This window comes from Streptomyces sp. NPDC004134 (assembly GCF_042874195.1).
Classification (GTDB): Bacteria; Actinomycetota; Actinomycetes; order Streptomycetales; family Streptomycetaceae; genus Streptomyces.
In genome coordinates this window covers 235548-259614 of sequence record NZ_JBIAMS010000002.1, presented here as the reverse complement: position 1 = coordinate 259614, position 24067 = coordinate 235548, and the positions used below count along the sequence as shown (strand labels likewise).

At 73.7% G+C, this 24067-nt stretch carries 21 protein-coding genes; 10 read left to right on the top strand and 11 right to left on the bottom strand.

What is annotated here, in order from left to right:
* Nucleotides 1-80 precede the first annotated feature (80 nt).
* Nucleotides 81-947: an alpha/beta hydrolase gene (locus tag ACFYVJ_RS04405; protein WP_388886516.1), complete on the top strand. Its 867-nt coding sequence runs from the start codon at nt 81-83 to the stop codon at nt 945-947.
* Here ACFYVJ_RS04405 and ACFYVJ_RS04400 read toward each other — a convergent pair.
* Entirely contained in the window at nt 921-1571 is a 651-nt protein-coding gene (locus ACFYVJ_RS04400) for a TetR/AcrR family transcriptional regulator (RefSeq protein WP_388886515.1), read from the bottom strand. The genes ACFYVJ_RS04405 and ACFYVJ_RS04400 overlap by 27 nt on opposite strands.
* Nucleotides 1572-1674: 103 nt before the next feature.
* On the opposite strand from ACFYVJ_RS04400, the gene ACFYVJ_RS04395 reads away from it, so the two are divergent.
* Both ACFYVJ_RS04395 and ACFYVJ_RS04390 read left to right on the top strand, forming a co-directional pair.
* Nucleotides 1675-1836: a hypothetical protein gene (locus ACFYVJ_RS04395; RefSeq protein WP_388886513.1), complete on the top strand. Its 162-nt coding sequence runs from the start codon at nt 1675-1677 to the stop codon at nt 1834-1836.
* Nucleotides 1837-1853: 17 nt separating this feature from the next.
* Entirely contained in the window at nt 1854-2336 is a 483-nt protein-coding gene (locus ACFYVJ_RS04390; RefSeq protein ID WP_388886511.1) for a hypothetical protein, read from the top strand.
* A 16-nt stretch (nt 2337-2352) separates the two neighbouring features.
* Here ACFYVJ_RS04390 and ACFYVJ_RS04385 read toward each other — a convergent pair whose 3' ends face one another.
* From ACFYVJ_RS04385 to ACFYVJ_RS04340, 10 genes are all read right to left on the bottom strand, one after another.
* Nucleotides 2353-3168, bottom strand: coding sequence for an APH(3') family aminoglycoside O-phosphotransferase (locus ACFYVJ_RS04385; RefSeq protein ID WP_388886509.1), 816 nt, complete (start codon nt 3166-3168; stop codon nt 2353-2355).
* Entirely contained in the window at nt 3165-3518 is a 354-nt protein-coding gene (locus ACFYVJ_RS04380) for a VOC family protein (protein ID WP_388886508.1), read from the bottom strand. Before ACFYVJ_RS04380 ends, ACFYVJ_RS04385 begins: the two co-directional genes overlap by 4 nt.
* Before the next feature lie 75 nt (nt 3519-3593).
* Nucleotides 3594-4895 (bottom strand): exo-beta-N-acetylmuramidase NamZ domain-containing protein, encoded by a 1302-nt coding sequence (locus ACFYVJ_RS04375; protein WP_388886506.1) that lies wholly within the window; start codon nt 4893-4895, stop codon nt 3594-3596.
* Between the two features lie 96 nt (nt 4896-4991).
* Nucleotides 4992-5630 carry a lactate utilization protein C gene (locus tag ACFYVJ_RS04370; protein WP_388886504.1) on the bottom strand — a complete coding sequence of 213 codons (639 nt, stop codon included), beginning with the start codon at nt 5628-5630 and terminating at the stop codon, nt 4992-4994.
* A gap of 52 nt (nt 5631-5682) precedes the next feature.
* Nucleotides 5683-7146, bottom strand: coding sequence for a lactate utilization protein B (locus ACFYVJ_RS04365; RefSeq protein WP_388886806.1), 1464 nt, complete (start codon nt 7144-7146; stop codon nt 5683-5685).
* A gap of 32 nt (nt 7147-7178) precedes the next feature.
* Complete coding sequence (locus ACFYVJ_RS04360; RefSeq protein WP_388886502.1) at nt 7179-7895, bottom strand: (Fe-S)-binding protein; 717 nt, start codon at nt 7893-7895, stop codon at nt 7179-7181.
* Nucleotides 7874-9391, bottom strand: a complete 1518-nt coding sequence (locus tag ACFYVJ_RS04355) for a rhamnulokinase family protein (RefSeq protein ID WP_388886501.1) — start codon at nt 9389-9391, stop codon at nt 7874-7876. The genes ACFYVJ_RS04360 and ACFYVJ_RS04355 overlap by 22 nt, the downstream gene beginning before the upstream one ends.
* The gene (locus tag ACFYVJ_RS04350; protein WP_388886499.1) at nt 9388-11466 is read right to left on the bottom strand and encodes a bifunctional aldolase/short-chain dehydrogenase; all 2079 of its coding nucleotides are present in this window, start codon (nt 11464-11466) and stop codon (nt 9388-9390) included. Before ACFYVJ_RS04350 ends, ACFYVJ_RS04355 begins: the two co-directional genes overlap by 4 nt.
* Nucleotides 11454-12611 carry an L-rhamnose isomerase gene (rhaI, locus tag ACFYVJ_RS04345; RefSeq protein WP_388886498.1) on the bottom strand — a complete coding sequence of 386 codons (1158 nt, stop codon included), beginning with the start codon at nt 12609-12611 and terminating at the stop codon, nt 11454-11456. Before rhaI ends, ACFYVJ_RS04350 begins: the two co-directional genes overlap by 13 nt.
* A gap of 45 nt (nt 12612-12656) precedes the next feature.
* The gene (locus tag ACFYVJ_RS04340; protein WP_388886496.1) at nt 12657-15842 is read right to left on the bottom strand and encodes an alpha-L-rhamnosidase; all 3186 of its coding nucleotides are present in this window, start codon (nt 15840-15842) and stop codon (nt 12657-12659) included.
* Between the two features lie 209 nt (nt 15843-16051).
* Here ACFYVJ_RS04340 and ACFYVJ_RS04335 point away from each other — a divergent pair, with 209 nt between their 5' ends.
* The 7 genes from ACFYVJ_RS04335 (at nt 16052) to ACFYVJ_RS04305 (ending at nt 24035) form a co-directional block, all read left to right on the top strand.
* Nucleotides 16052-17563, top strand: a complete 1512-nt coding sequence (locus tag ACFYVJ_RS04335) for a sugar ABC transporter ATP-binding protein (protein ID WP_388886495.1) — start codon at nt 16052-16054, stop codon at nt 17561-17563.
* Nucleotides 17560-18600, top strand: a complete 1041-nt coding sequence (locus ACFYVJ_RS04330; protein WP_388886493.1) for an ABC transporter permease — start codon at nt 17560-17562, stop codon at nt 18598-18600. The genes ACFYVJ_RS04335 and ACFYVJ_RS04330 overlap by 4 nt, the downstream gene beginning before the upstream one ends.
* Nucleotides 18597-19580: an ABC transporter permease gene (locus ACFYVJ_RS04325; RefSeq protein ID WP_388886491.1), complete on the top strand. Its 984-nt coding sequence runs from the start codon at nt 18597-18599 to the stop codon at nt 19578-19580. Before ACFYVJ_RS04330 ends, ACFYVJ_RS04325 begins: the two co-directional genes overlap by 4 nt.
* A 100-nt stretch (nt 19581-19680) precedes the next feature.
* Entirely contained in the window at nt 19681-20754 is a 1074-nt protein-coding gene (gene rhaS, locus ACFYVJ_RS04320; protein WP_388886489.1) for a rhamnose ABC transporter substrate-binding protein, read from the top strand.
* Complete coding sequence (locus ACFYVJ_RS04315) at nt 20754-21089, top strand: L-rhamnose mutarotase (RefSeq protein ID WP_388886488.1); 336 nt, start codon at nt 20754-20756, stop codon at nt 21087-21089. Before rhaS ends, ACFYVJ_RS04315 begins: the two co-directional genes overlap by 1 nt.
* 12 nt (nt 21090-21101) lie before the next feature.
* Nucleotides 21102-22568 (top strand): BNR repeat-containing protein, encoded by a 1467-nt coding sequence (locus tag ACFYVJ_RS04310; RefSeq protein WP_388886486.1) that lies wholly within the window; start codon nt 21102-21104, stop codon nt 22566-22568.
* 21 nt (nt 22569-22589) lie between these two features.
* Nucleotides 22590-24035, top strand: a complete 1446-nt coding sequence (locus tag ACFYVJ_RS04305) for an arabinose isomerase (RefSeq protein ID WP_388886484.1) — start codon at nt 22590-22592, stop codon at nt 24033-24035.
* The last annotated feature ends 32 nt before the right edge of the window (nt 24036-24067 follow it).

The window sequence follows — 24067 nt, the reverse complement described above, 5'->3', positions numbered from 1 at the left end:
GCGCGCGCTGCCGCCCGCGTCTCACCCGGACCCGTTCACCGGGCTCAAAACTGAGCGAACGGTCGTGCTATCTTCTGACCATGAAGCCTGTCGTCACCGCGCTCATAGGCAAGGTCCTCAACGCCACCGCCGCCGTCTCCCCGGGTCTCGCGGGCCGCGGCGCCCTCGTCCTCTACCGCCACCCGCGCGCCGACCGCGCCTTCGACGACGCCGAACGCCGGCTCCTCGCGGGTGCGTTCACCGGCAGCCTCACCGTGGCCGGCAAGAACGTGGTCACGTACTGCTGGGGCGACGGCGAGCGGCCTGTGCTGCTCGTGCACGGCTGGCGTTCGCGGGCCGCGCACTTCGCGCCGTACATCGCCGCGCTGCGCGCCGCCGGCTACACGCCCGTCGCGTTCGACGCCCCCGCCCACGGTGCCTCGGAGGGCCGCCGCACCACCGTGCTGGAGTACCGCGAGATCATCGCCCGGCTGTACGAGGAGCACGGCAGGTTCGAGGCCGTCGTCGCGCACTCCCTCGGCGGCTCCGCGGCCTTCCTCGCGCTGCGCGGCGCCGCCGCGGCGGACCGCCTCGTGGTGATCTCCGGCGTCGCCGACTTCGACCACGTCGTCGACGTGTTCTGCGCGGGACTCGGCCTCGGGCCCCGGGTGAGGACCGCGCTGCGGCGGCGCGTCGAGATCGACATGTTCCCCGGCGAGCACGACCTGTGGCGGCGCTTCGACGTCACGTACCGGCCGGCCGAGGTCACGCTCCCGATCCTGCTCGTCCACGACGAGAAGGACCGCATGGTCGCGGCCGCGCAGGCGGACAAGACCGCGGCGGCCTACGGCGGGCAGGTCAGGCAGCACCGCACCAGCGGCCTCGGGCACCGGCGGATCCTCGCGGACCCGGGCGTGGTGCGCACGGCGCTGGAGTTCGTCTCAGCAGGGGAGCGCGTCCGGGACTGAGTCCGGCTCCGCGGCCACCTCGCGCAGCCGCGCCACGACGGCGGCGGCGGCCAGGTCGTACGCGTCCTGCGCGCCGTGCAGCAGCGACAGCAGGTTGGCGTGCTCCAGGAGCGCGATCAGCTCGAACGCGAGCCGGCCCGGGGCGGTGTCCGCCCGCAGCTCCCCGGCGGCGCGGGCCTCCTCGACCGTCCGCTCCACGTACGCCGCCCAGTCGCGGTGCGCCGCCGCCACCGCGTCGTGCACGGCGCCGCTGCGGGAGGCGAACTCGGCCGCCGCGCCGTAGAAGAAGCAGCCGCCGGGGAAGACGCGCTCGCGCGAGTAGCGCAGCCAGTGGGAGCAGAGGGACAGCAGCCTGCCGACCCCCGGCGGCTGGTCCTGTACGGGCCCCACCACGGTCTTGGCGAACACGGCGCCCGCGGCCCGCACGGTCGCGAGCTGCAGTTCCTCCTTGGAGCCGAAGAGCGCGAAGACGCCGCTCTTGCTCAGCCCCAGCTCGCTCGCGATCCGGCCCAGCGACAGGCCCTCCAGGCCCTCCACCGAGGCGATGTCCATCGTCCGCCGCAGCACGAGCCTGCGCGTCTGATTGCCGCGCTCGACCCGCCCGTCCACCCGCGTACCGGCCACTCCGCCTCCTTTACCTACCGGCCAGTCTACTGACCGGCGCCGTCCACGCCCCCGGCGGAAAGGGCAGGGTCCGTTGCCGCCCGCGGGCGGCACACTGGTCGGTATGGGTGAGACGCGAACCGCGATCGAGGAGCTGACGGGGCTGTGGTTCTCCAGCGGCGACGAGGACGGGCCGATACCCACGCGCGCGACCGGGCAGGGCGGGAGGGGGCCCCGCGCGAGCGGAAGCCCCGCGGTCCGCGGGGTCCGCGGGGTCCGCGGCTGATCCTGGCTGGCGCCGTCGTGTCCGGGCTGCTGCTGGTCAGCGGGGTGTGGGCGGTGCTGGGGGACTCGCAGCGGAGCTTAGGGGTGCCGGTGCCGGGCGCGGACCTGGTGCACTTCGAGTCCGGTCACGGGTACGAGCCGGTGCGTACGGTGCTGCGCTCGCGCGCGGACGTCGCCGACTTCGCGCGGCGGTACCCGGGGGCGGCGGAGGACGCCAAGGGCGCCGCCGGGCGGGCCCGGCGGGACTTCGGGACCGAGGCGCTGGTCGCCTTCGCGTGGAGCACCGGGTGCACCCGAGCCGGCTCCGCCGACCTGCGCAGCTCCAAGGAGCAGGGCCTGTTCGCGGAGCCGGCGGAGACCACGGCGTACCGGAAGTGCGCGGAGCCCTTCGACGTGCTCGCCGTCTTCGCGGTGCCGCGGGAGTGGGCGCCGCACGGCGTCGAGCTGGCGGGCGAGCCGCCGGACCCGCCGGGACCCACCGGGGCGCCGGAGGAGCCGTGACGGGTGTGACGGGGCGTCAGAAGAACTCGTCCAGCAGGGTGTAGAACGCCGTCCGCGCCGGGTCGACGCGCACGTCCCCCTCGCCGGCCGCCAGGTACGCGTTCAGGAACAGCTCGGCGGCCGCCGGGCCGTGCTGCGGGTTGAGGTCCTCGTCGGTGAAGCTGCGGACCGCCAGGGCGAGGTCCAGGTGCCGGTCGGCGACGCCGAGGCGGCCCAGGTCGATGACGCCGGAGACCTCCAGCGTCACCGGGTCGACCAGCACGTTCGGCGCGCACAGGTCGCCGTGGCAGACCACGAGGTCCTCCCCGGCGGGCCGGGTGCGCTCCAGCTCGGCGAGGAGACCGGCGGCGCTCATGCCCCGCCGGCCGTCGTCGAAGTCCTCCTCGTCCACCAGCCCGGCGGCGACCGCCGCTCCGGCCAGCGACACCGTCACCGACAGGTCCCGTACGAACGGGCAGCCGGCGAGGGGCAGTTCGTGCAGCCGCCGGGTGAACCGGGCCAGCGCCCCGACCGCCCCCGCCCGCAGCTCCGCCGGCCACGGCTCGGCCAGCGACCGCCCGGGCCGCGCCCGCGTCACCAGCCACGTGGTCCCGTCCGCCGCCCCGACGTCGACCACCTCGGGCGCGGGCAGCCCCTGGGCGTGCAGCCACCGGGTGCACGCCGCCTCGTGCCGCAGGTCGGACCCGGGCTCGGGGTGCCCGTCCCGGGCCGCCGCGGTCTTCACGAACAGCTCGCCGGGCCCGCTGAGCCGCCACACGCCCGCACCCGACATGCCGTCGGTCACCGGCCGCCAGTCGTACGCCGCATAGCGGGCCCGCAGTTCGGCCGTCACCGTTCCTCTTCGAAGACGCAGAACTCGTTGCCCTCGGGGTCGGCCATGACGGTCCACTCGATTTCGTCGTCACGCCGGCGGACCAGCGTCGCGCCCAGCGCCTCCATCTCCGCCGGCACCCCCCAGACGTCGAGGTGCATCCGGTTCTTGACGGTCTTCGCCTCCGGGACCGGGTTGATCCAGATCAGCGGGCCCTGCCCGGCCGGGTCGTGGATGGGCACCGGCCACTCGGCGGGCCACTCCTCGGTGGTGTCCTGCCGGCGGGCGTACCCCAGGGCGGTGCACCACCAGTCGGCGAGCGCCTGGTGGTCCCGGGCGTCCAGCGCGAGGTCCTTGAAGCGTGCGGGCATACGGGCGATCCTAACCCGCGCCCGGCGGGCCGCCCGGGCCCGCCGCGGCGCGGGACCCGGGAGCAGGCGCGCACGTCAGCGGTAGAGCAGGTAGCGCCGGCGGCGGCGGGTGAAGTCGGCGAGTTCGTCCTTCCAGGCGGCGACGACCTCGGCCACGTCCCGGCCCTCGTCGATCATCGTGCGCATCCGCGGCGAGCCGGACAGCTTGTCGATCCAGAAGGGCCGCTGCGGGTCCCAACTGTCCTGCCGCCAGGCGAACTCCGGGTAGCGCGCGGCCTCGACGAGCATCGCCACCGCGGCCGTCACCGGCTCGTAGCGGCGCCGGTCGGCGACGTGCACCTGCACGCCCGCGCAGGTCGCGCCCACGTGCTTGCCGAACGTCGGCACGAAGTACGCCTCGCGGAACTCCACCCCCGGCAGCCCGCGGGCGTTGAGCCGGTCGCTGTAGTGGTAGTCCAGGTAGGGCGCGCCGATCCACTCGAACGGGCGCGTGGTGCCGCGGCCCTCGGAGAGGTTGGTGCCCTCGAAGAAGCAGGTGCCGGCGTACGCCAGCGCCGTGTCGGCGGTCGGCATGTTCGGGGAGGGCGGCACCCAGGGCAGGTCGCCGTCCTGGGCGTACGACTCGGGGTCCCAGCCCCGTACCCGTACGACCTCCAGTTCCACCGGGCCGCCCGCGCCCTCGTCGGGCAGCAGTTCGCCGTTGAAGTAGCGGGCCAGCTCGCCCACGGTCATGCCGTGCTGCTGGACGATCGGCTTGAGGCCCACGCCCGAGGTGAAGCCCGGGGTCATCATCGCGCCGTCGGCGCGACGGCCGATCGGGTTGGGGCGGTCGAGTACGACGAAGGCGGCGCCGGTGTCGCGGGCGGCGACCATCGCGTTGTACATCGTCCAGATGTAGGTGTAGAAGCGCGCGCCGACGTCCTGGATGTCGAAGACGACGGTGTCCGCGCCCGCCTTGGCGAACAGCTCGGCCATCTTCGCGGCGTTCGCGCCGTACGCGTCGTAGACCGTCAGCCCGGTGCGCGGGTCGATGGTCTCCGGCTCTGCCTCACCGGCCTGCGCGCTGCCGCGGAAGCCGTGTTCCGGGCCGAAGACGCCGGCGATGTCGAGGGTGCCGGAGGCGTGCATGGAGTCGACGACGTGGCGGGTGTCGCGCAGGATGCCGGTCGGGTTGCTGACGATGCCCAGCCGGCGGCCGCGCAGCACGGACCAGTCCTGTGCGGCGGCGGCGTCGGCGCCGGTCTGCGGCGCGGCGGGGCCACCGCCCGCGCGGGCGCGCGCGGTGGCCGGTGCGGCACCGGCGAGCAGGGGGACGGCCGCGCCGGCGGCGGTGCCCGTCAGGAGCGTACGGCGGGACGGTGCGGAAGGTCTCGGCATGGCGCAGAAGCTAACCGACCGCGGGGGAGGGGAACAGGGGCCCGGCCGGTTGCCAGTGGTGTACAACTCTGGTGGCGGGAGGCGACGGTGGGGGCGTCAGCCCGTGACGAGCACGACCTCGAGCGTCCGCGGCCCGTGCACGCCCTCCACCCGGTCCAGCTCGATGTCGCTGGTCGCCGAGGGACCCGAGATCCAGGTCTGCGGCCGGGCCGGGTCCAGCCGCTCCATGGCCTGCGGCAGCGAGTCCACCACCTGCTCCGGGACCCGCACCACGCACACGTGGTGGTCAGGGATCAGCGTGATGCGCCGCCGGCCCTGCCCGGCACCGGCGTCCAGCACGATCGTGCCGGTCTCCGCGACGGCCAGCGCGCAGCCCGTCAGCACGCTGTCGACCGCGTCCAGGTCCCGGGCGGTGCTCGCGGCCACGTCGGGGACGCGGGCGGCGTCGACCGCCGCGGTCCAGGCGGGCGGCAGCCCGTCCGGTACGAGCAGCGTGCGGGTGCCGCGCTCGGCGAACAGCCGCGCCAGCAGCGCCGGCAGCCCGTCGGCGTCCGAACGGTGCACGAGCGCACGGTAGTCGGCGAGGTTCTCCGCGAGCAGGTCCGCGGACTCGGCGGGGGAGCGGTCGCCGTGGACGCGCAGGTAGTCGCGCGGCACCTCGGGCTCCGGCGTGCCCGCGGTGTCGCGGGTGGCGGCCCGTACCCGCGCGAGGATCGTCTCCCTGCTGCTGCTCACCGCGTACCCCTCACGCTCTGCGTCCCACGGCCCGCCCGTACGGCACGGCCCGTCACGATCCCGCTCCGCGGGTGCGCTGCCACCAGGCGCGGAACGACTCCTTCGGCACCGGCGGCAGGTCCCGGGTCGCCGACCACGCCTTCCCGGGACCCGGCAGCCGGCGCGGGTGCAGCCGCCGGGTGCCGGTCGTGGCGCGCAGCGCGGCGCCGTAGACGCGCGGGTGGTCCAGCGTCCAGCGCGCCGCGCGCATCGCCGCCCGCTCCGCGGCGTGTCCCTTCGCCGGCTTGATCACGGCCTTCGTCCCGCGCACCGTGTACGCGCCGCCCTCGGCGACCCGCGTGCGCAGGTGCACGAGCACCTCGGGGATGTCGATGGCGACCGGGCACACCTCGTAGCACGCGCCGCACAGCGTCGAGGCGTACGGCAGCGAGGCGTCCAGCGCGCTTGCGGTGCCGCGGAGTTGGGGGGTGAGGATCGCCCCGATCGGGCCCGGGTAGGCGGAACCGTAGGCGTGCCCGCCGGCGCGCTCGTAGACCGGGCAGACGTTGAGACACGCCGAGCACCTGATGCACCGCAGCGCCTGGCGTCCCACCTGGTCGGACAGCGTGTCGGTGCGTCCGTTGTCCAGCAGCACGAGATGGAACTCGCGCGGTCCGTCGCCCTCCGCCGGGCCGGTCCAGGTGCTCGTGTACGGGTTCATCCGCTCGGCCGTCGAGGAGCGGGGCAGCAGTTGGAGGAAGACCTCCAGGTCCCGCCAGTTCGGCACGATCTTCTCGATGCCGACGACGGAGATCAGCGTCTCCGGCAGCGTCAGGCACATCCTGCCGTTGCCCTCGGACTCCAGCACCACCATCGTGCCGGTCTCGGCGACCATGAAGTTCGCACCGGAGACGGCGACCCTGGCGTCGAGGAACTTCTCCCGCAGGTGCAGCCGCGCCGCCTCGGCCAGCTCCGCTGGCCGGTCGCCGAGCCCGTCCGGCGCGGGACGGCCCCAGTCGGCCATGCGGTCGCGGAAGATGTCGCGGATCTCGCCGCGGTTCTTGTGGATGGCGGGGACCAGGATGTGCGACGGCAGGTCCTCGCCGAGCTGCACGATCAGCTCGGCGAGGTCCGTCTCGTACGCGCGGATGCCGGCCGCCGCCAGCGCCTCGGTCAGCCCGATCTCCTGCGTGGCCATCGACTTGACCTTGACGACCTCGTCGGCGCCGGTCTCCCGGACCAGCCGGGTGACGATCGCGTTGGCCTCCGCGGCGTCCACGGCCCAGTGCACGTGCCCGCCCGCGGCGGTCACCGCCGCCTCCAACTGCTCCAGATAGCGGTCCAGGTGGCGCAGCGTGTCGTCCTTGATGGCGGCGCCCGCGGCGCGCAGCCGGTCCCAGTCGGCGAGTTCGGCGACGGCCGCCGCGCGCTTGCCGCGGATGGTGCGCGTCGCGTGGGTGAGGTTGGCGCGCAGGGTGGCGTCGGCGGTGGCCGCGGCGGCGGACTGCGGGAAGGCCGCCGGGCGGGTACGGGGCATGCCCAGGAACGTACGGGCCGCTCGGGTCTCGCTCACCAGACGTCCCCTTCCGTGCTCGCCAGGATCTCCGCGAGGTGCACCGGCCGTACCGGCGACCCGCGGCGCGCCAGCGTGCCGCCGATGTGCATCAGACAGGAATTGTCCGCCGCGCACACCGTCTGCGCGCCCGACTCCTCCACGTGCCGCGCCTTGTCGGCGCCCATCGCCGCCGAGACCGCCGGGTTCTTCAGCGCGAACGTACCGCCGAACCCGCAGCACTCGTCCGCGCCCTCCAGTTCGTGCAGTGTCAGCCCCTTCACCTGCTCCAGCAGGTGCCGCGGCCGGTCGCCGAGGCGAAGCACGCGCAGCCCGTGACAGGTCGGATGATAGGTGACCGTGTGCGGGTAGTACGCCCCGACATCGGTCACTTCGAGGACATCGGTGAGGAACTCGGTCAGCTCGTACGTGCGCGGGGCGACGGCCGCCGCGGCGGGATCGCCGATCCGCGGGTAGTTGTCGCGGACCATCGCGGCGCACGAGCCGGACGGCGAGACGACGTACTCGTAGTCCGCGAACACGTCCGCGTAGCGGCGGGCGAGCGGCCGCGTCTCGCGCAGGTAACCGGTGTTGAACTGGGCCTGCCCGCAGCAGGACTGCGCGAGCGGGAAGTCGACCGTCACCCCCAGCCGCTCCAGCAGGGTCACGACCGCGCGCCCGGTGCGCGGGTAGAGCGTGTCGTTGACGCATGTCACGAAGAGCGCAACGCGCATTCCGCTTCCTCCCAGGCCGATCCGCCGCCGCCGGGTTCATACTCCCGCAGCGGCTGCGTTCTGTGAAGCAGAGATCGGAGGTCTGACAGGGTGCCGTCGATCACGCCGGCCGCCCGCGCCTGGACGAGGACGTTGCCGAGGGCCGCCGCCTCCACCGGCCCCGCGACCACCGGCAGCCCGCAGGCGTCCGCCGTCAGCCGGCACAGCAGCCCGTTGCGCGCGCCGCCGCCGACGACGTGCACCACCCGTACCGTACGCCCCGAGAGCCGCTGCGCGTCGGCCACCGCGCGGCGGTGCGCCAGGGCGAGGGAGTCCAGCACGCAGCGCACGGTCTCCGCCGCGGAGCGCGGCTCCGGCAGCCCCGCCCGCCGGCACGCGGCCGCGATCCGCTCCGGCATCCGGCCGGGGGCGAGGAACGCCGGGTCGCCGGCGTCCACGTACGAGCGCAGCGGGGGCGCCGCGGCGGCGCCGGCGAGCAGGGCGTCCAGCTCGTAGGTGTGCCCCTCGGCGTCCCAGGCGCGCAGGCACTCCTGGAGCAGCCACAGGCCCATGATGTTGCGCAGGTAGCGGACCGTGCCGTCCACGCCCAGCTCGTTGGTGAAGTTGGCGGCGCGGCTCTCCTCGGTGAGCACGGGCGCGGCCAGTTCGACGCCCGCCAGCGACCAGGTGCCGGTGGCGATGTACGCGAAGTCCTCGTCCCGCGCCGGCACGCCGACGACCGCCGAGGCGGTGTCGTGCGAGCCGACCGCGGTCACCGGCACCGGACCGGTCAGGCCCGTCTCCTCCAGCACCGCGGGCAGCAGTTCGCCCGCCGGGTCGCCGGGGCGGCGCAGCGGCGGGAAGAGCCCGAGGTCGACGCCCGCGGCCTCGGCGACGCGGCGGGAGAACGCGCCGGTGCGCGGGTCGACCAGCGCCGTGGTGGAGGCGTTGGTCAGCTCGGTGCCGGCCTCGCCGGTCAGCCAGTACGCGACGAGGTCGGGGACGAGCAGCAGTTGGCTGGCCGCGGCCAGCGCGGGCGTGCCGCGGGCGGCGAGGAGCTGGTAGACGGTGTTGAAGGGCAGGTGCTGCAGGCCCGTCGCCCGGTACAGCTCCGCCGCGGGCAGCACCGCGGCCAGCTTCGCCGCCATGCCCTCGGTGCGGGCGTCGCGGTAGTGCACCGGGTTGCCGATCAGCGCGCCGGAGGCGTCGAGCAGGCCGTAGTCGACGGCCCAGGAGTCGACGCCCACGCCGGCCAGCCGGCCGCCGGAACGCCGGCCCGCCGCGCGCAGGCCGTCCAGCACGCCCGCGTAGAGCGCCAGGACGTCCCAGTGGAGCGTGCCGGCCAGCCGGACCGGGCGGTTGGGGAACCGGTGCACCTCCTCGATGTGCAGCTCGCCGCCGCCGGCCCGGCCGAGCATCACGCGCCCGCTGGCGGCGCCGAGGTCGACGGCCGCGAACGGCAGCGAGGTCCCGTCGGCCCCGCCGCCGCCCGCGCTCGGCCCGTACGCCCCGCTCACCGCAGGAACGCGGCGGCGACGCCCGCGTCCACCGGGATGTGCAGCCCGGTCGTGTGGCTCAGCTCGCCCGCGGTCAGCGCGAACACCGCGTTCGCCACGTGCTCCGGCAGCACCTCGCGCTTCAGCAGCGTCCGCTGCGCGTAGAACTCGCCGAGCTTCTCCTCCGGCACCCCGTACACCGCCGCCCGCTTGGCGCCCCAGCCGCCGGCGAAGATGCCGGAGCCGCGCACGACGCCGTCGGGGTTGATGCCGTTGACGCGTACGCCCAGCTCGCCCAGCTCCGCGGCCAGCAGCCGCACCTGGTGCGCCTGGTCGGCCTTGGCGGCCCCGTACGCGATGTTGTTCGGCCCGGCGAAGACTCCGTTCTTGGACGCGATGTAGACGATGTCGCCGCCCATGCCCTGCGCGGCGAGCACCCGCGCCGCCTCGCGGGAGACGAGGAACGAGCCGCGCGCCATGATGGCGTGCTGGGTGTCCCAGTCCGCCGCGGTCGTCTCCGCCAGCGGCTTGGAGACCGAGATGCCGGCGTTGTTGACGACGAGGTCCACGCCGCCGAACGCGAGCACCGCGGCCCGGAACGCCGCCGCGATCTGCTCCTCGTCCGTGACGTCCACCGGCACCGCGACCGCCTTGTCGGGGCCGCCCAGTTCGGCGGCGACCGCCTCCGCGCCCGCCGCGTCCCGGTCGGCGACGACGACGCACGCGCCCTCCGCCGCCAGCCGCCGGGCGATGGCCCGCCCGATGCCCGAGCCCCCGCCCGTGACCAGCGCCACCCGGGTCGCCAGCGGCTTCGGCGGCGGCATGCGGCGCAGCTTGGCCTCCTCCAGCTCCCAGTACTCGATACGGAACTTCTCCGTCTCGGCGATGGGGGCGTACGACGAGACGGCCTCGGCGCCGCGCATCACGTTGATCGCGTTGACGTAGAACTCGCCCGCCACCCGGGCGGTCTGCTTGTCCTTGCCGAAGCTGAACATCCCCACACCTGGCACCAGGACGATCGCCGGGTCGGCGCCGCGCATGGCCGGCGAGTCGGGGACGGCGTGGCGCTCGTAGTAGGCGCGGTAGTCCTCGCGGTACGCCGCGTGCAGCTCCTTCAGCCGGGCGACCGTCTCCTCCAGCGGCGCGTCCGGCGGCAGGTCGAGGACCAGCGGGCGGACCTTGGTGCGCAGGAAGTGGTCGGGGCAGGAGGTGCCCAGGGCGGCCAGCCGCGGGTGGGCCTCGCGCGCCAGGAAGTCCAGCACCGCGTCGCTGTCGGTGAAGTGCCCGACCTGCGGCCGGTCGGCGGCGGCCAGCCCGCGGACGGCCGGCGCCAGCGCGGCGGCCCGCGCCCGGCGTTCGGCGTCCGGCAGCGGCCCGTAGCCCTCGATCAGCGGACCGAAGGGCTCGGGCCGCCCCTGCTCGGCGAGGAACCGCTCGGCGGTGCGGATGATCTCCAGCGAGTTGCGCTCGCACTCGGCGGAGTCCGCGCCCCACGCCGTGATGCCGTGGCCGCCGAGGACCACGCCGATCGCCTCGGGGTGCGCCTCGTGCACCGCGGCGATGTCCAGGCCCAGTTGGAAGCCCGGCCGCCGCCACGGCACCCACACCACCCGCTCGCCGAAGCACCGCCGGGTCAGCTCCTCGCCGTCGGCGGCGCAGGCCAGGGCGATGCCCGAGTCGGGGTGGAGGTGGTCGACGTGCGGGGCGCCGACCAGGGCGTGCATGGCGGTGTCGATCGAGGGTGAGGTGCCTTCTCCCCCCGGGAGCCATCCGCGCCCGTGCAGGCAGTAGTCGAACGCGCCCACCATCTCGTCCTCGCGGTCCACCCCCGGGTACGTGCCGGTCAGCGCCCGCAGCCGGTCGAGACGCAGCACCGCCAGGCCCGCGGCGGTCAGCGTGCCGAGGTCGCCGCCGGAGCCCTTGACCCACATCAGCTCCACGTCGCCCCCGGTCACCGGGTCCTTCGCGGTGCCCTTCGCGGAGGCGTTGCCGCCCGCGTAGTTGGTGTTGCGCGGGTCCGCCCCCAGCTTGTGCGCCCGCGCCAGCAGGCCGGCCACCGGGTCGTACGCGCCGGGCCCCCCGCTCACGCGCCCCACCCGGCCTGCGTGCCGCCGACCCGCTCCGCGACGATCCGCTCGGCCCACCCCGAGCGCCGGTACGCGGCCATCGGGTCCCGGTCGAGCCCCATCTCCTCGCGCACCTCGGCCAGCAGCGGCCGCACGTCGGTGTTGTAGGCGTCCATCAGCACGGCGTTGGCCGCCAGCACGTCGCCCTCGCGCTGCGCGGCGGTGAGCGCCTCGCGGTCGACGAGCAGCGCCTTGGCGGTGGCCTCCTGGACGTTCATCACCGAGCGGATGATCGCCGGGATCTTCGGCTCGATGTTGTGGCACTGGTCGAGCATGAAGGCCACGCCGGGGCCGAGCCCGCCGCCGCGTACCACCTCGTACATGAGGCGGAACAACTGGAACGGGTCGGCCGCGCCGACCATCAGGTCGTCGTCGGCGTAGAAGCGGGAGTTGAAGTCGAAGCCGCCGAGCTTCCCCTCCCGCAGCAGCACCGCGACGATGAACTCGATGTTGGTGCCCGGGGCGTGGTGCCCGGTGTCCACGACCACCTGCGCCCGGTCGCCCAGGCGCAGGCAGTGCGCGTACGCCGTGCCCCAGTCCGGCACGTCCATGTGGTAGAACGCCGGCTCGAAGAGCTTGTACTCCAGCAGCATCCGCTGCCCCTCGCCCAGTCGCTCGTAGACCGCGGCCAGCGCCTCGGCGAGCCGGTCCTGGCGCTCGCGCACGTCGTCCTGGCCGGGGTAGTTGGTGCCGTCGGAGAACCACAGCTTCAGGTCCCGCGAGCCGGTGGCGTCCATGATGTCGACGCACTCCATCAGGTGCGCCAGCGCCTTGCGCCGCACCGCGGGGTCCGGGTGGGTGACCGAGCCCAGCTTGTAGTCGTCGTCCTGGAAGACGTTCGCGTTGATGGCGCCGAGCCTGAGCCCGCGCTCCTTGGCGTACGCCGCGAGCGCCGCGTAGCCTTCTGCGCCCTCCACCCGGTCCCACGGGATGTGCAGCGCCACGGTCGGCGCCACCCCGGTGTGCTCGTGCACCCGGGCGGCGTCGTCCAGCTTCTCCTGGGGCGTGCGCGGCACCCCCGGCTGCGCGAAGACCTTGAAGCGTGTGCCTGAATTGCCGTACGCCCAGGAGGGTGTCTCGATTGCCTGGGACTTGAGTGCCGCTTTCACGGTCATCGCGAAGCCTTTCCGCGCGGGGTGTCGCTGTCGTGTGGGGTGTGGTCAGTTGGCGAAGCGGTGCGTGCCCGCGTCCGCGGCGAAGACGGCGCAGCCGTCCTCCATCCGCAGGAAGCGGGCCCGGCCGTGGGAGACCTCCGCCTCGGCCCGGGCCGGGACCCAGACCTCGGCGGAGGTGTTGAAGGGGAGCGTCACGTCCAGCCGCAGCCGGCCGTCGGTCACCCGCCAGTCGGTGGTGACGGGGCCGTAGAGCGTGCTGAGCCGGCCGCGCGCCCGGTCGACCTTGCCGCCGGGGCGGGGCCGGATCAGCAGCTTGCCGAAGCCCGGCTCTGCCGGGGCGATCCCGGTGATGTGGCGGTACATCCACTCGCCGACGCAGCCGTAGGCGTAGTGGTTGAAGGAGTTCATGCCCGCGTCCTGGAACGAGCCGTCGGGCTTGATGGAGTCCCAGCGCTCCCACATCGTGGTCGCGCCGTTGGCGATCTGGTAACCCCAGCCGGGGAACGTGTCCTGGTGCAGCAGCCGGTACGCGACGTCGGTGTGGCCGGTGGCCGTCAGCACGGGCAGCAGCCGGGGGGTGCCGAGGAAGCCGGTGGACAGGTGCCAGTCGCGGGCGTCGACGAGCGCGACGAGGCGGTCGGCGGCGGGCTTGCGGGCGTCCTCGGGCAGCAGGTCCATCGACAGCGCCAGCACGTAGGCGGTCTGCGTGTCGCCCTTGATCCGGGCGCCGCCCTGGGAGACGTACGCGGCGGTGAACGCCTCGCGCACGGCGCGGAAGAGCGTGTCGTACGGGGCCGGGTCGCGGCCGAGGACGCGGGCGATCCGGGCGACGAGGTCGGCGCTGTGCGCGAAGTACGCGGTGCCGATGACGTCCTTGGGGGTCTCGTCCTGCGTGTTGAGCCAGTCGCCGTAGCCCGCGGCGGGGCGCAGGTAGCCGTTGCTGTTGCGCTTCAGGTACTCCAGCCACTCCAGCATCGAGTCCCACGACTGCTCCAGCACCCGGGTGTCGCCGTACGCCTGGTACAGCGCCCACGGCACCGTGGTACCGGCGTCCCCCCAGCCGGCGACGCCCTTGCCGACGGGCCCGATCCACGGGGCGACGTCGGGGTACGCGCCGTCGTCCGCCTGGTCGTCGCGCAGGTCGTACAGCCACTTGGTGAGGAAGCGGGCGGACTCCATCGTGTACGCCGCGGTGGGGGCGAAGACGTTGATGTCGCCGGTCCAGCCGAGGCGTTCGTCGCGTGCGGGGGTGTCGGTGGGCACGGACAGGAAGTTGCCGCGCTGGCCCCAGGTGATGTTGGAGTGCAGTTGGTTCAGCGTCGGCACGTTGGTCTCGAAGTCCATCGTGAACGGTGCGGCGGTGTGCATGACCCGGCCGGTGACCGCGGTCTTCGGCGGCCGGCCCGGGTAGCCGGTGACCTCGACGTAGCGGAAGCCGTGGAAGGTGAACTTCGGCTCGTAGACCTCGCCGCCGTCCGTGCCGCGCAGGGTGTAGGTGTCGGTGGCGCGGGCGGTGCGCAGGTTGGCGGTGTACAGGGTGCCGTCGGGGTTGAGGACCTCGGCGTGGCGCAGCGTGACGACCGTGCCGGCCTTGCCCTGCACGCGCAGCCGGACGGCGCCGACCATGTTCTGGCCGAGGTCGAAGACGAACACCCCGGGCGCGGGCTCGGTGACCGTCCGCGCGGGCAGCTCGCTCTCCACCCGGGTCGGCGCGTCGACCTGCGCGACGATCGCCGTGCCGCCGGAGTCCGCGGCCTCGGCGGGCCGCCAGCCGGAGTCGTCGAAGCCGGGCGAGGTCCAGCCGCGGGTCTCCAGCCGGGCGTCGTGGTCCTCGCCCGCCATCAGGTCCGCGGCGGTGACGGGGCCGCCGGTGCCGCGCCAGCCGGTGTCCGACAGGATCCGCTCGACGCTGCCGTCGGCGTACGCGACCTCCAACTGCGCCAGCAGCGCGGGGCGCTCGCCGTAGTGGTGCGGGCCGAACCAGCCGAGGTTGCCCGCGTACCAGCCGGCGGCCAGGTCGACGCCGATGGCGTTGGCGCCGGGCCGCAGCAGGCTCGTGACGTCGTACGTCTGGTACTGCACCCGCTTGTGGTAGTCGGTCCAGCCGGGCGCGAGCACGTCCTCGCCGACCCGGCGGCCGTTGAGGTGCGCCTCGTACAGCCCGAGGGCCGTGGCGTACAGCCGCGCGCGGACGATGCGCCGCGCGGGCAGCCGGAACTCGTGCCGGAGTTGGGCGGCGGGCAGCGAGACGGGGACGGTGACCTTGCCCCACGGGCCCGCGCCCCACGGGGCGAGGACCTTGGCGGCCGCCCAGCCGGAGTCGTCGAAGTCCGGCGCGGTCCAGCCGGCGGCCGGCTCGGCGTCCGCGGACTTCCAGGCGCCGTCGGTGACCAGGGTGGTCACGCCGTCGGCGGTGGTGAGTTCGAGGGCGCCGAGCAGCCCGGCGGGGCCGACGGCGCCGTTGGTGGCGGAGACCGCGATCACGGCGGTGCCGGCGGTGAGCAGCCCGGTCACGTCCACGACGTCGGGGCGGTTCCAGGCGGTGCCGGAGGAGACCTCGGTGCCGTCGACGTAGGTGGTGTGGCGGTCGTCCGCGGCCACGGCGAGCCGGGCCCGGGTGACGCCTTCAGGGATGGCGAGCCGGGCGCGGAACCAGCGGGTCTCGGCGGGGGCGCTGCTCGCCGGGTCGCCCTCGGGGAACCAGATCCACGAGGAGCCGGTGATGTCGGGCGCGTCGGTCGGCAGGTCGGGCGCGGAGATCCAGCTCGCGTCCCACTCCTCGCCGCGCAGCCCGGTCTCCCACCAGGTGGGCTCGCTCCAGTCGGAGGCGGTGCCGTCCTGGTCCCAGACGCGGACCGTCCAGTGGTAGCGGGTACGGGGCCGCAACTCGGGACCGCCGTACGGCACGAGGACGGAGTCGCCGGAGGCGACCTTGCCGCTGTCCCACACGTCGGGGTCGCTCAGCTTGTTCTGCGCGGTGGCCACCCTGATCTGGTACGCGCTCTGCGCCCCGCCCGCCGGGCCGGACTCCACGGGCCAGCTCAGCCGCGGGCGGTCGACGTCGAGACCGAGGGGCCGGCCGGCGTACTCGACGGTCGGCCGGGTCACCTCCGCCGCCCGGACCGCATCACTCCCGGCAGCCGTGGCAGCGCGGGCGGCGGGGGCGGCGCCGGTGGCGGCGGCGGTGCCCAGGGCGGTGGCGGTGCCGAGGAGTCGACGTCTGCTGATCACGGGGTCCTCCGGGGGACGGCGCGAGCATGAATCGTTTCAGATCACGAAGTTAGGTAGGTGCTGAGGGGGTGTCAAGGGGCCGCGGTGAACTTGACGTTGCCCGGAAAGTTTCCATGTCCGACCCATTGACGTGCCTGTTGGGGGAGGTCTAGCTTCCGTGAAAACTCATTGAAACCTTTCATGAACTGCCGACCGCAACGGTGCTGACCATGACAGAAGTGCCCGTCCTGGCCGCGCGCGGCCTGAGCAAGTCCTTCGGGGCCGTACGCGCCTTGCAGGACGTCTCCCTCACGCTGCACGCCGGTGAGGCGCACGCCCTCGCCGGCGAGAACGGCGCGGGGAAGTCCACCCTCATCAAGACCCTCGCCGGGGTGTACCGCCCCGACGCCGGCCGACTGCTCCTCGATGACGCCCCGGTGGCCTTCCACGGCCCGGCCGACGCCCGCGACGCGGGCATCGCCGTGATCTACCAGGAACCCACGCTCTTCCCCGACCTGTCCATCGCCGAGAACATCTTCATGGGCCGCCAGCCCCGCCGCACCCTGCGCCGCATCGACCGCGCCTCGGTCGACGACGCCACCGCCGCGCTGATGCGCCGCCTCGGCGTCGACCTCGACCCCGACCGCCCGGCGCGCGGCCTGTCCATCGCCGACCAGCAGATCGTGGAGATCGCCAAGGCGCTGTCGTTCGACGCCCGCGTCCTGATCATGGACGAGCCCACCGCCGCCCTCACCGGCAGCGAGACCGCCCGCCTCTTCGCCGTCGTCGAGGCGCTGCGCGCCGAGGGCGCCGCGGTGCTGTTCATCTCCCACCGGCTGGAGGAGATCTTCCGGCTCTGCCGCCGCGTCACGACGCTGCGCGACGGCCGCTGGATCGCCACCGACGAGGTCGCCGGGCTCACCGAGGACGACCTGGTACGCCGCATGGTCGGCCGCGACCTGGACGAGCTGTACCCCAAGCAGGACGCGGAACTGGGCGAGACCGCGCTGTCCGTACGGCGCCTCACCCGCGAAGGCGTGTTCCACGACGTCTCCTTCGACGTCCGCCGCGGCGAGATCGTCGCGCTCGCCGGACTCGTCGGCGCCGGCCGCAGCGAGGTCGTCCAGGCCGTGTTCGGCGTCGACACCCCCGACGCCGGCGAGGTGCACGTGGCAGGCCGCCCGCTGCGCCGCGGATCGCCGACCGCCGCGATGGACGCGGGCGTCGCCCTCGTCCCCGAGGACCGGCGGCAGCGCGGCCTGGTCATGGAGATGTCCATCGAGCGCAACATCGGCCTCACCGGACTCGGCCGCCTCGGCTCCGCCGGGCTCGTCAAGCGGTCGCTCGAGCGCGGCCGGGCCGCCGACTGGGCGGCGAAGCTGCGGCTGAAGTACGGCCGCCTCTCCGACGACGTCGGCGTGCTCTCCGGCGGCAACCAGCAGAAGGTCGTCCTCGCCAAGTGGCTCGCCACCGAGCCCTCGGTGCTCATCGTCGACGAGCCGACCCGCGGCATCGACGTCGGCACCAAGGCCGAGGTGCACCGGCTGCTCTCCGAACTGGCCGCCGGCGGCCTGGCCGTCCTCATGGTCTCCTCCGACCTGCCGGAGGTCCTCGGCATGGCCGACCGCGTGCTCGTCATGCACGAGGGCCGCCTCGTCGCCGAGATCCCGCGGGCCGAGGCCACCGAGGAGTCGGTGATGACCGCCGCGACCGGCCGCGGCGCCAGGGAGGCGGCGGCATGAGCGCGACCGTACAGAAGACGGAACCCGCCCCCGCGGGCGGCGACGAGCGGTCCGCGCGCTCGCTGACCGACACCCTCTTCCGCGCCCGCGAACTCTCCATCGGCGGCGCCCTCGTCCTGCTGATCCTCTGCACCTGGATCGCCAACCCCAGCTTCCTGGACGACCAGGGCGTCAAGGACCTGCTGCTCAACTCCTCCATCCTGGTGCTGCTCGCCGTCGGCCAGTCCGTCGTCGTCATCACCCGCAACATCGACCTCTCGGTCGGCTCCGTCGTCGGCCTGACCGCCTTCGCCTGCGGCGACTTCGTCTCCGGCACCGACCACAGCGCGTTCGTCGTCGTCCTCCTCGGCATCGCGCTGGGCACCGCGTGCGGACTGGTCAGCGGGCTGCTGGTGAGCTTCGGCAAGGTGCCCGCGCTGGTCGTGACCCTCGGCATGCTCTACGTCATCCAGGGCCTGGACTACTGGTGGGCGGGCGGCGAGCAGATCAACGCCGCCAACCTCCCCGACGACGTCCTCTCCCTCGGCACCGGCAGCGTCCTCGGCATCCCGTACCTGCCGCTGATCACCGCCGCCGTGCTGGCCGGCACCGCGTACTACCTGCGCGCCTACACCGGCGGCCGGGAGCTGTACGCCATCGGCTCCAACCCCGAGGCCGCCCGCCTCGCCGGCATCCCCATCCGCCGCCGGGTGCTCGGCGCGTACGCCTTCTCGGGTGCCATCGCCGGCTTCGCCGGCGCGCTCTGGCTGGCCCGCTTCGGCACCGTCGTCGCCGACGCCGCCAACGGCTGGGAGCTGACCGTCGTCAGCGCCGTCGTCGTCGGCGGCGTCGCCATCACCGGCGGCGTCGGCTCCGTGTGGGGCGCCGCGCTCGGCGCCGCGCTGCTCACCACCATCGGCAGCGCGCTGGTCGTGCTCAAGGTCAGCTCCTTCTGGCAGCAGGCCATCACCGGCGTGCTGCTGCTCGCCGCCATCACCACCGACCGCATCGTGCAGCGGCGCACCACCAGCGCGCTGCGGAAGAGGAGGCGGCAGTGAAGTCGCTCGGCACCTACCTGCGGTGGGACACCGCCGTCGGCATCCTGCTGATCGCGGTGTTCCTGGCCGGCACCTCGTCCACCGACGGCTTCGCCTCCACCGGCAACATGTCCGCCGCGCTGAACGACACCGCCGAGATCGCCCTCATCGCGCTGCCGATGACGCTGCTCGTCGTCGCCGGCCAGGTCGACCTGTCGGTCGCCTCCATGCTCGGGCTGTCCAGCGCGCTCGCGGGCTCCCTGTGGGACGCGGGGTACGCCTTCGAGCTGATCGTGCCCGTCTGCCTGCTCGCCGGCGCGGCCGGCGGGCTGCTCAACGGCTGGCTCGTCACCCGCGTCGGGCTGCCGCCGCTGGCCGTCACCATCGGCACGCTCACGCTCTACCGGGGCCTGGCCTCGGTGGTCCTCGGCGACAAGGCCGTCGCGGGCTTCCCCGACACCTACTCCCAGTGGGCCTCCTCCACCGAGACCGTGCCGGGCACCTTCGTGCCGTACCCCATCGCGCTCTTCGCGGTGCTCGCCGTGCTCGCCGCGGTGCTGCTGCACATGACCGGCTTCGGCCGCTCGCTGTACGCCATCGGCGCCCAGGAGGACGCCGCCTGGTTCGCCGGCATCCGGGTCAAGCGCATCAAGCTCGCGCTGTTCGTCGTCTCCGGCCTGATGGCGTCCTTCGCCGGCATCGTCTACACCCTGCGCTACGGCAGCGCCCGCGCCGACAACGGCCTCGGCCTCGAACTCGTCGTCATCGCCTCCGTGCTCCTCGGCGGCGTCGACTTCAACGGCGGCAAGGGCACCCTCGGCGGCGCCGTGGCCGGCGTGCTCCTCATCGGCCTGCTCAACAACCTGCTCACGCTCAACGACGTCGCGAACGAGATCCGCGTGATCGTCACCGGGCTGCTGCTCATCGCCTCCGTGCTCGCCCCGCGCGCCATCTCCGCGCTCGCGGAGCGCCGCGGCCGCCGCCTCGCGGCGGCCCCCTGACCTCGTCCCCCGACCCCCGACCCTCGGCCCCCCGACCCTCGTCCCCCGATCTGCCTCTGCTCCGCGGATCCGCGGAACCGAACGCGAAAGGTTCACCCGCATGCGTAACAAGAGCCGCACCCTCGCCGCGACAGCCGCGCTGTGCGCCCTCACCCTGGCGGTTGGCGCCTGCTCGGGCACCACGAAGGACGACGCGGAGAACGACGCCAAGGAGCAGGCGTCCGACGCCACCGCGAACCCGGACGCGCCCCTGAAGAAGGGGCTGAAGATCGCGTTCCTGCCCAAGCAGATCAACAACCCGTACGAGCAGATCGTCGACGAGGCGGGCATCGAGGCGAGCGCCGAGTTCGACGCCGAGGCCAAGGAGGTCGGGCCCTCGGACGCCAAGGCGTCCTCGCAGGTCTCGTACATCAACACCCTCGTCCAGCAGCGCCAGGACGCCATCCTCATCGCCGCCAACGACCCCAACGCGGTCTGCGGCCCGCTGAAGACGGCCATGCAGCAGGACATCAAGGTCGTCGCCTACGACTCGGACACCGCCAAGGACTGCCGCCAGCTCTTCATCAACCAGGCCAGCTCCGAGGAGATCGGCCGCAGCCAGGTGCAGCGCATCGCGGAACAGCTCGACTACAAGGGCGAGATCGCCATCCTGTCGGCGACACAGAACGCCACGAACCAGAACACCTGGATCGACTTCATGAAGGACGAGCTGAAGAAGCCCGAGTACAAGGACATGAAGCTGGTCAAGGTCGCCTACGGGGACGACGACGACCAGAAGTCCTTCCAGGAGACCCAGGGCCTGCTCAAGGCGTACCCGGACCTGAAGGGCATCATCTCGCCCACCACCGTCGGCATCGCCGCCGCCGCCCGCTACATCAGCACCTCCGACTACAAGGGCGACGTCGTGCTCAACGGCCTCGGCACGCCGAACCAGATGCGCAAGTTCATCAAGGACGGCACCGTCGAGGAGTTCTCCCTCTGGGACCCCAAGGACCTCGGCTACCTCGGCGCCTACGCCGCCGCCGCGCTGGCCTCGGGACAGATCACCGGCAAGGAGGGCGAGACGTTCGAGGCCGGCCGGCTCGGCGAGTACACCGTCGGCAAGGACGGCGAGGTCATCCTCGGCCCGCCGACCGTGTTCGACGAGAAGAACATCGACGAGTACGACTTCTGATGGCCGGCGCCGAACCGCGGCGCGTCTGCTTCCTGCTGAAGGTGCGCGCCGACCGGCTGGCGGAGTACCGCGAGCGGCACGCGGCCGTCTGGCCGGACATGCTCGCCGCGCTCTCCGCCGCCGGCTGGCGCAACTACTCGCTCTTCCTGCGCGACGACGGGCTCCTCGTCGGCTATCTGGAGACCCCGGACTTCGCCGCCGCGCAGGCCGCGATGGCCGCGAGCGACGTCAACGCGCGCTGGCAGGCCGAGATGGCCCCGTTCTTCGAGGCGCTCGACGGCGCCGCGCCGGACGAGGCCGTGCGCCCCCTGACAGAGGTCTTCCACCTCGACTGAGGACACCCCCACATGAGACTGCCCTCCCGCACGTTCGTGAAGCCCGCGCTGCTCGCCGCCGCCCTGCTGCTGACGGCGACCGCCCTCCCGGCCGCCGCGGCGGACCCCGCCCCCGCCGCGGCGGCGGGTCCGCCGCCGGCGCCCGCGCCGTCGCTGACCCGGGTCGCCGACACCGAACTCGACCCGGAGGCGGTCTACTTCGTCTCCTTCGACGGCCTGGTCAACAACAGCTCCTTCACGAAGAACGGCATCCTCACCCACAAGCGGCACCAGTACGCGGCCTGGTACACCGCCGACCGCAGCGCCGTCGTCGCCCGCCGCGCGCTCGGCGAACGGCAGTGGGAGACCGTCACGCTGGACCACCGGCTGAAGTACGACGACTCCCACAACGTGATCTCCCTCGGCGTCTCCGCAGCCGACGGCCGGCTGCACGTCAACATGGACTCGCACGCCGACGGGTTCTTCTACCTCAAGTCCGCGCCCGGGCTGATGAACCGGCCGGAGGCGCACGACTGGACGGCGGCCGCCTTCGGGCCCGTGCAGACCTCGCTCGACGGACTCCCGCTCACCGACCGCTTCACCTACCCCCAGTTCGTCGCCACCCCCGCCGGCGGGCTGCTGCTCAGCTACCGCGACGGCGTCTCCGGCAACGGCCGCAACGCGCTGGCCGCGTACGACGGGAAGCGGTGGCGGGCGCTCGGCCAGTGGTCGGGCTCCACCGGCACGTACACCACGGAACACGGCAGCAGCTCCGCCCGCAACATGTACCTGCACGGCATCGACTACGGGCCCGACGGCACCCTGCACGCCTTCTACACCTGGCGCGAGCAGAACACCGCCGTCATGTGCGCCCCCGGCGGCCTCAGCAACCACGACACCGGCTACGTCCGCTCCACCGACGACGGCCGCACCTGGACCAACGCCGCGGGCCGGGTCGTCGGCACCACCGGCGGCCCCGACCTCGTCGCCTTCGACGACCCCGGCACCGTCGCCGACCCGCTGAACGCCGACCACGCGCTGATGAACCAGGAGCACCAGGCCACCGACTCCGCCGGCCGCCCGCACGCCCTCATCAGCTACGTCCCCGGCCGCTTCGGCCAGTGCTCGACGAACTACGTCGCCGACCGCAAGGCCAACGCCCGTACCTTCCACGTCCACCGCGACGACGCCGGCCGCTGGCACAAGACCGAGCTCCCCGTGCCCCTGGCGTCCACCCAGCGCTCCAAGCTCGCCTTCGACCGCTACGACAACGCCTACGCCGTGCTGCCCTACGGCCGGATCGCCGCCGCCTCCGCCGCCTCCGGCTGGACCGACTGGAAGGTCCTCTTCGACGGCGCGGACCTCGACGCCTTCGGCGAGGTGAACCTCGACGAGACCCGGCTCGCCCAGGACGGCGTCCTGTCCTTCATGTACCAGCAGAAGTCCACCGGCACCACGCCCTCGGCGCTGCGCACCGTGGACTTCGCCCTGCCCCGCTAGGCGCGACCGCAAGGAGCCACCATGACGACCGCACGCACCCCCGCCACCGCCCGCCGCCCGCGCATCGGCCTGGTCGCCGGCGGACTCGGCGCGTACTGGCCGCAGTTCCCCGACCTGCTGCCGCAGCTCAAGCGCTCCGCCGCCCGGGTGGCCGAGCGGATGGCGGGGTTCGACGCCGAGGTCGTCGACGTCGGCTTCATCTCCGACGCCCCCGAGGGCGCCGCCGCCGCGGAGAAGCTGCGCGCCGCCGACTGCGACCTGATCGTCGGCTTCCTCACCACGTACATGACCGCGACGATGCTCGTCCCCGTCGCCCAGCGCAGCGGCGCGCCCGTGCTGCTGATCAACCTGCAGCCCACCGAGGCGATGGACCACGCGAGCTTCGACACCGGCCAGTGGCTCGCCTACTGCGGCGCCTGCCCGCTGCCCGAGATGGCCAACGCCTTCGAGCGCTGCGGCGTCCCCTTCCGCTCGGTCTCCGGCCATCTGGAGGACGAGCGGGCGTGGGCCCGGATCGGCCGCTGGATCCGGGCGGCGGGGGTGCGCGCCGTGCTGCGCGGCGGCCGGCACGGGCTGATGGGCCACCTCTACCCGGGCATGTACGACGTCTCCACCGACCTCACCATGGTCACCGCGAACCTCGGCGGCCACGTCGAGGTGCTGGAGTTCGACGACCTGCGGGTACGGGCCGAGAAGGCGGGCGACGCCGAGGTGACGGCGAAGCTCGCCGAGACCCGCGAGGTCTTCGACCTCGACGCGACCGTCGACCCCGACGACCTGGCCTGGGCGGCGCGGGTGTCGGTCGGGCTCGACCGGCTCGCCGCCGACTTCGACCTCGACTCCCTCGCGTACTACCACCGCGGCCTCGACGGCGAGACGCACGAGCGGCTGGGCGCCGGCATGATCCTCGGCGCCTCCCTGCTCACCGCCCGCGGCATCCCCGCCGCGGGCGAGTACGAGCTGCGCACCTCGCTCGCCATGCTCGTCGCCGACCGCTTCGGCGCCGGCGGCTCCTTCACCGAGATGCAGGCGCTCAACTTCCGCGACGGCGTGGTGGAGATGGGCCACGACGGTCCCGGGCACCTGGCGATCAGCGAGGGCCGGCCGCTGCTGCGCGGCCTCGGCGTCTACCACGGCAAGCGCGGCTGGGGGGTGTCCGTGGAGTTCGACGTACGGCACGGTCCCGTCACCGCCGTCGGCCTCGGCCAGACCCGCGACGGCCGCTACCGGCTCATCGCCTCCACCGGCACCGTCACCGGGGGACCGCTGCTGGCCATCGGCAACACCACCTCCCGTGTCGACTTCGGCCGGGATCCGGGCGAGTGGTGCGACGAGTGGAGCGCCAGCGGCGTCGGCCACCACTGGGCGCTGGCCACCGGCAACCTGCTGCCGGAGCTGCGGGCGCTCGCGGACCTCGCGGGGCTCGACCTGGTGGAGGTTGCGGGGAGTGGCGAAGGCGATGCGTAGCATGAGCGACGGGCCGCGGCCGGGGCGCGCCG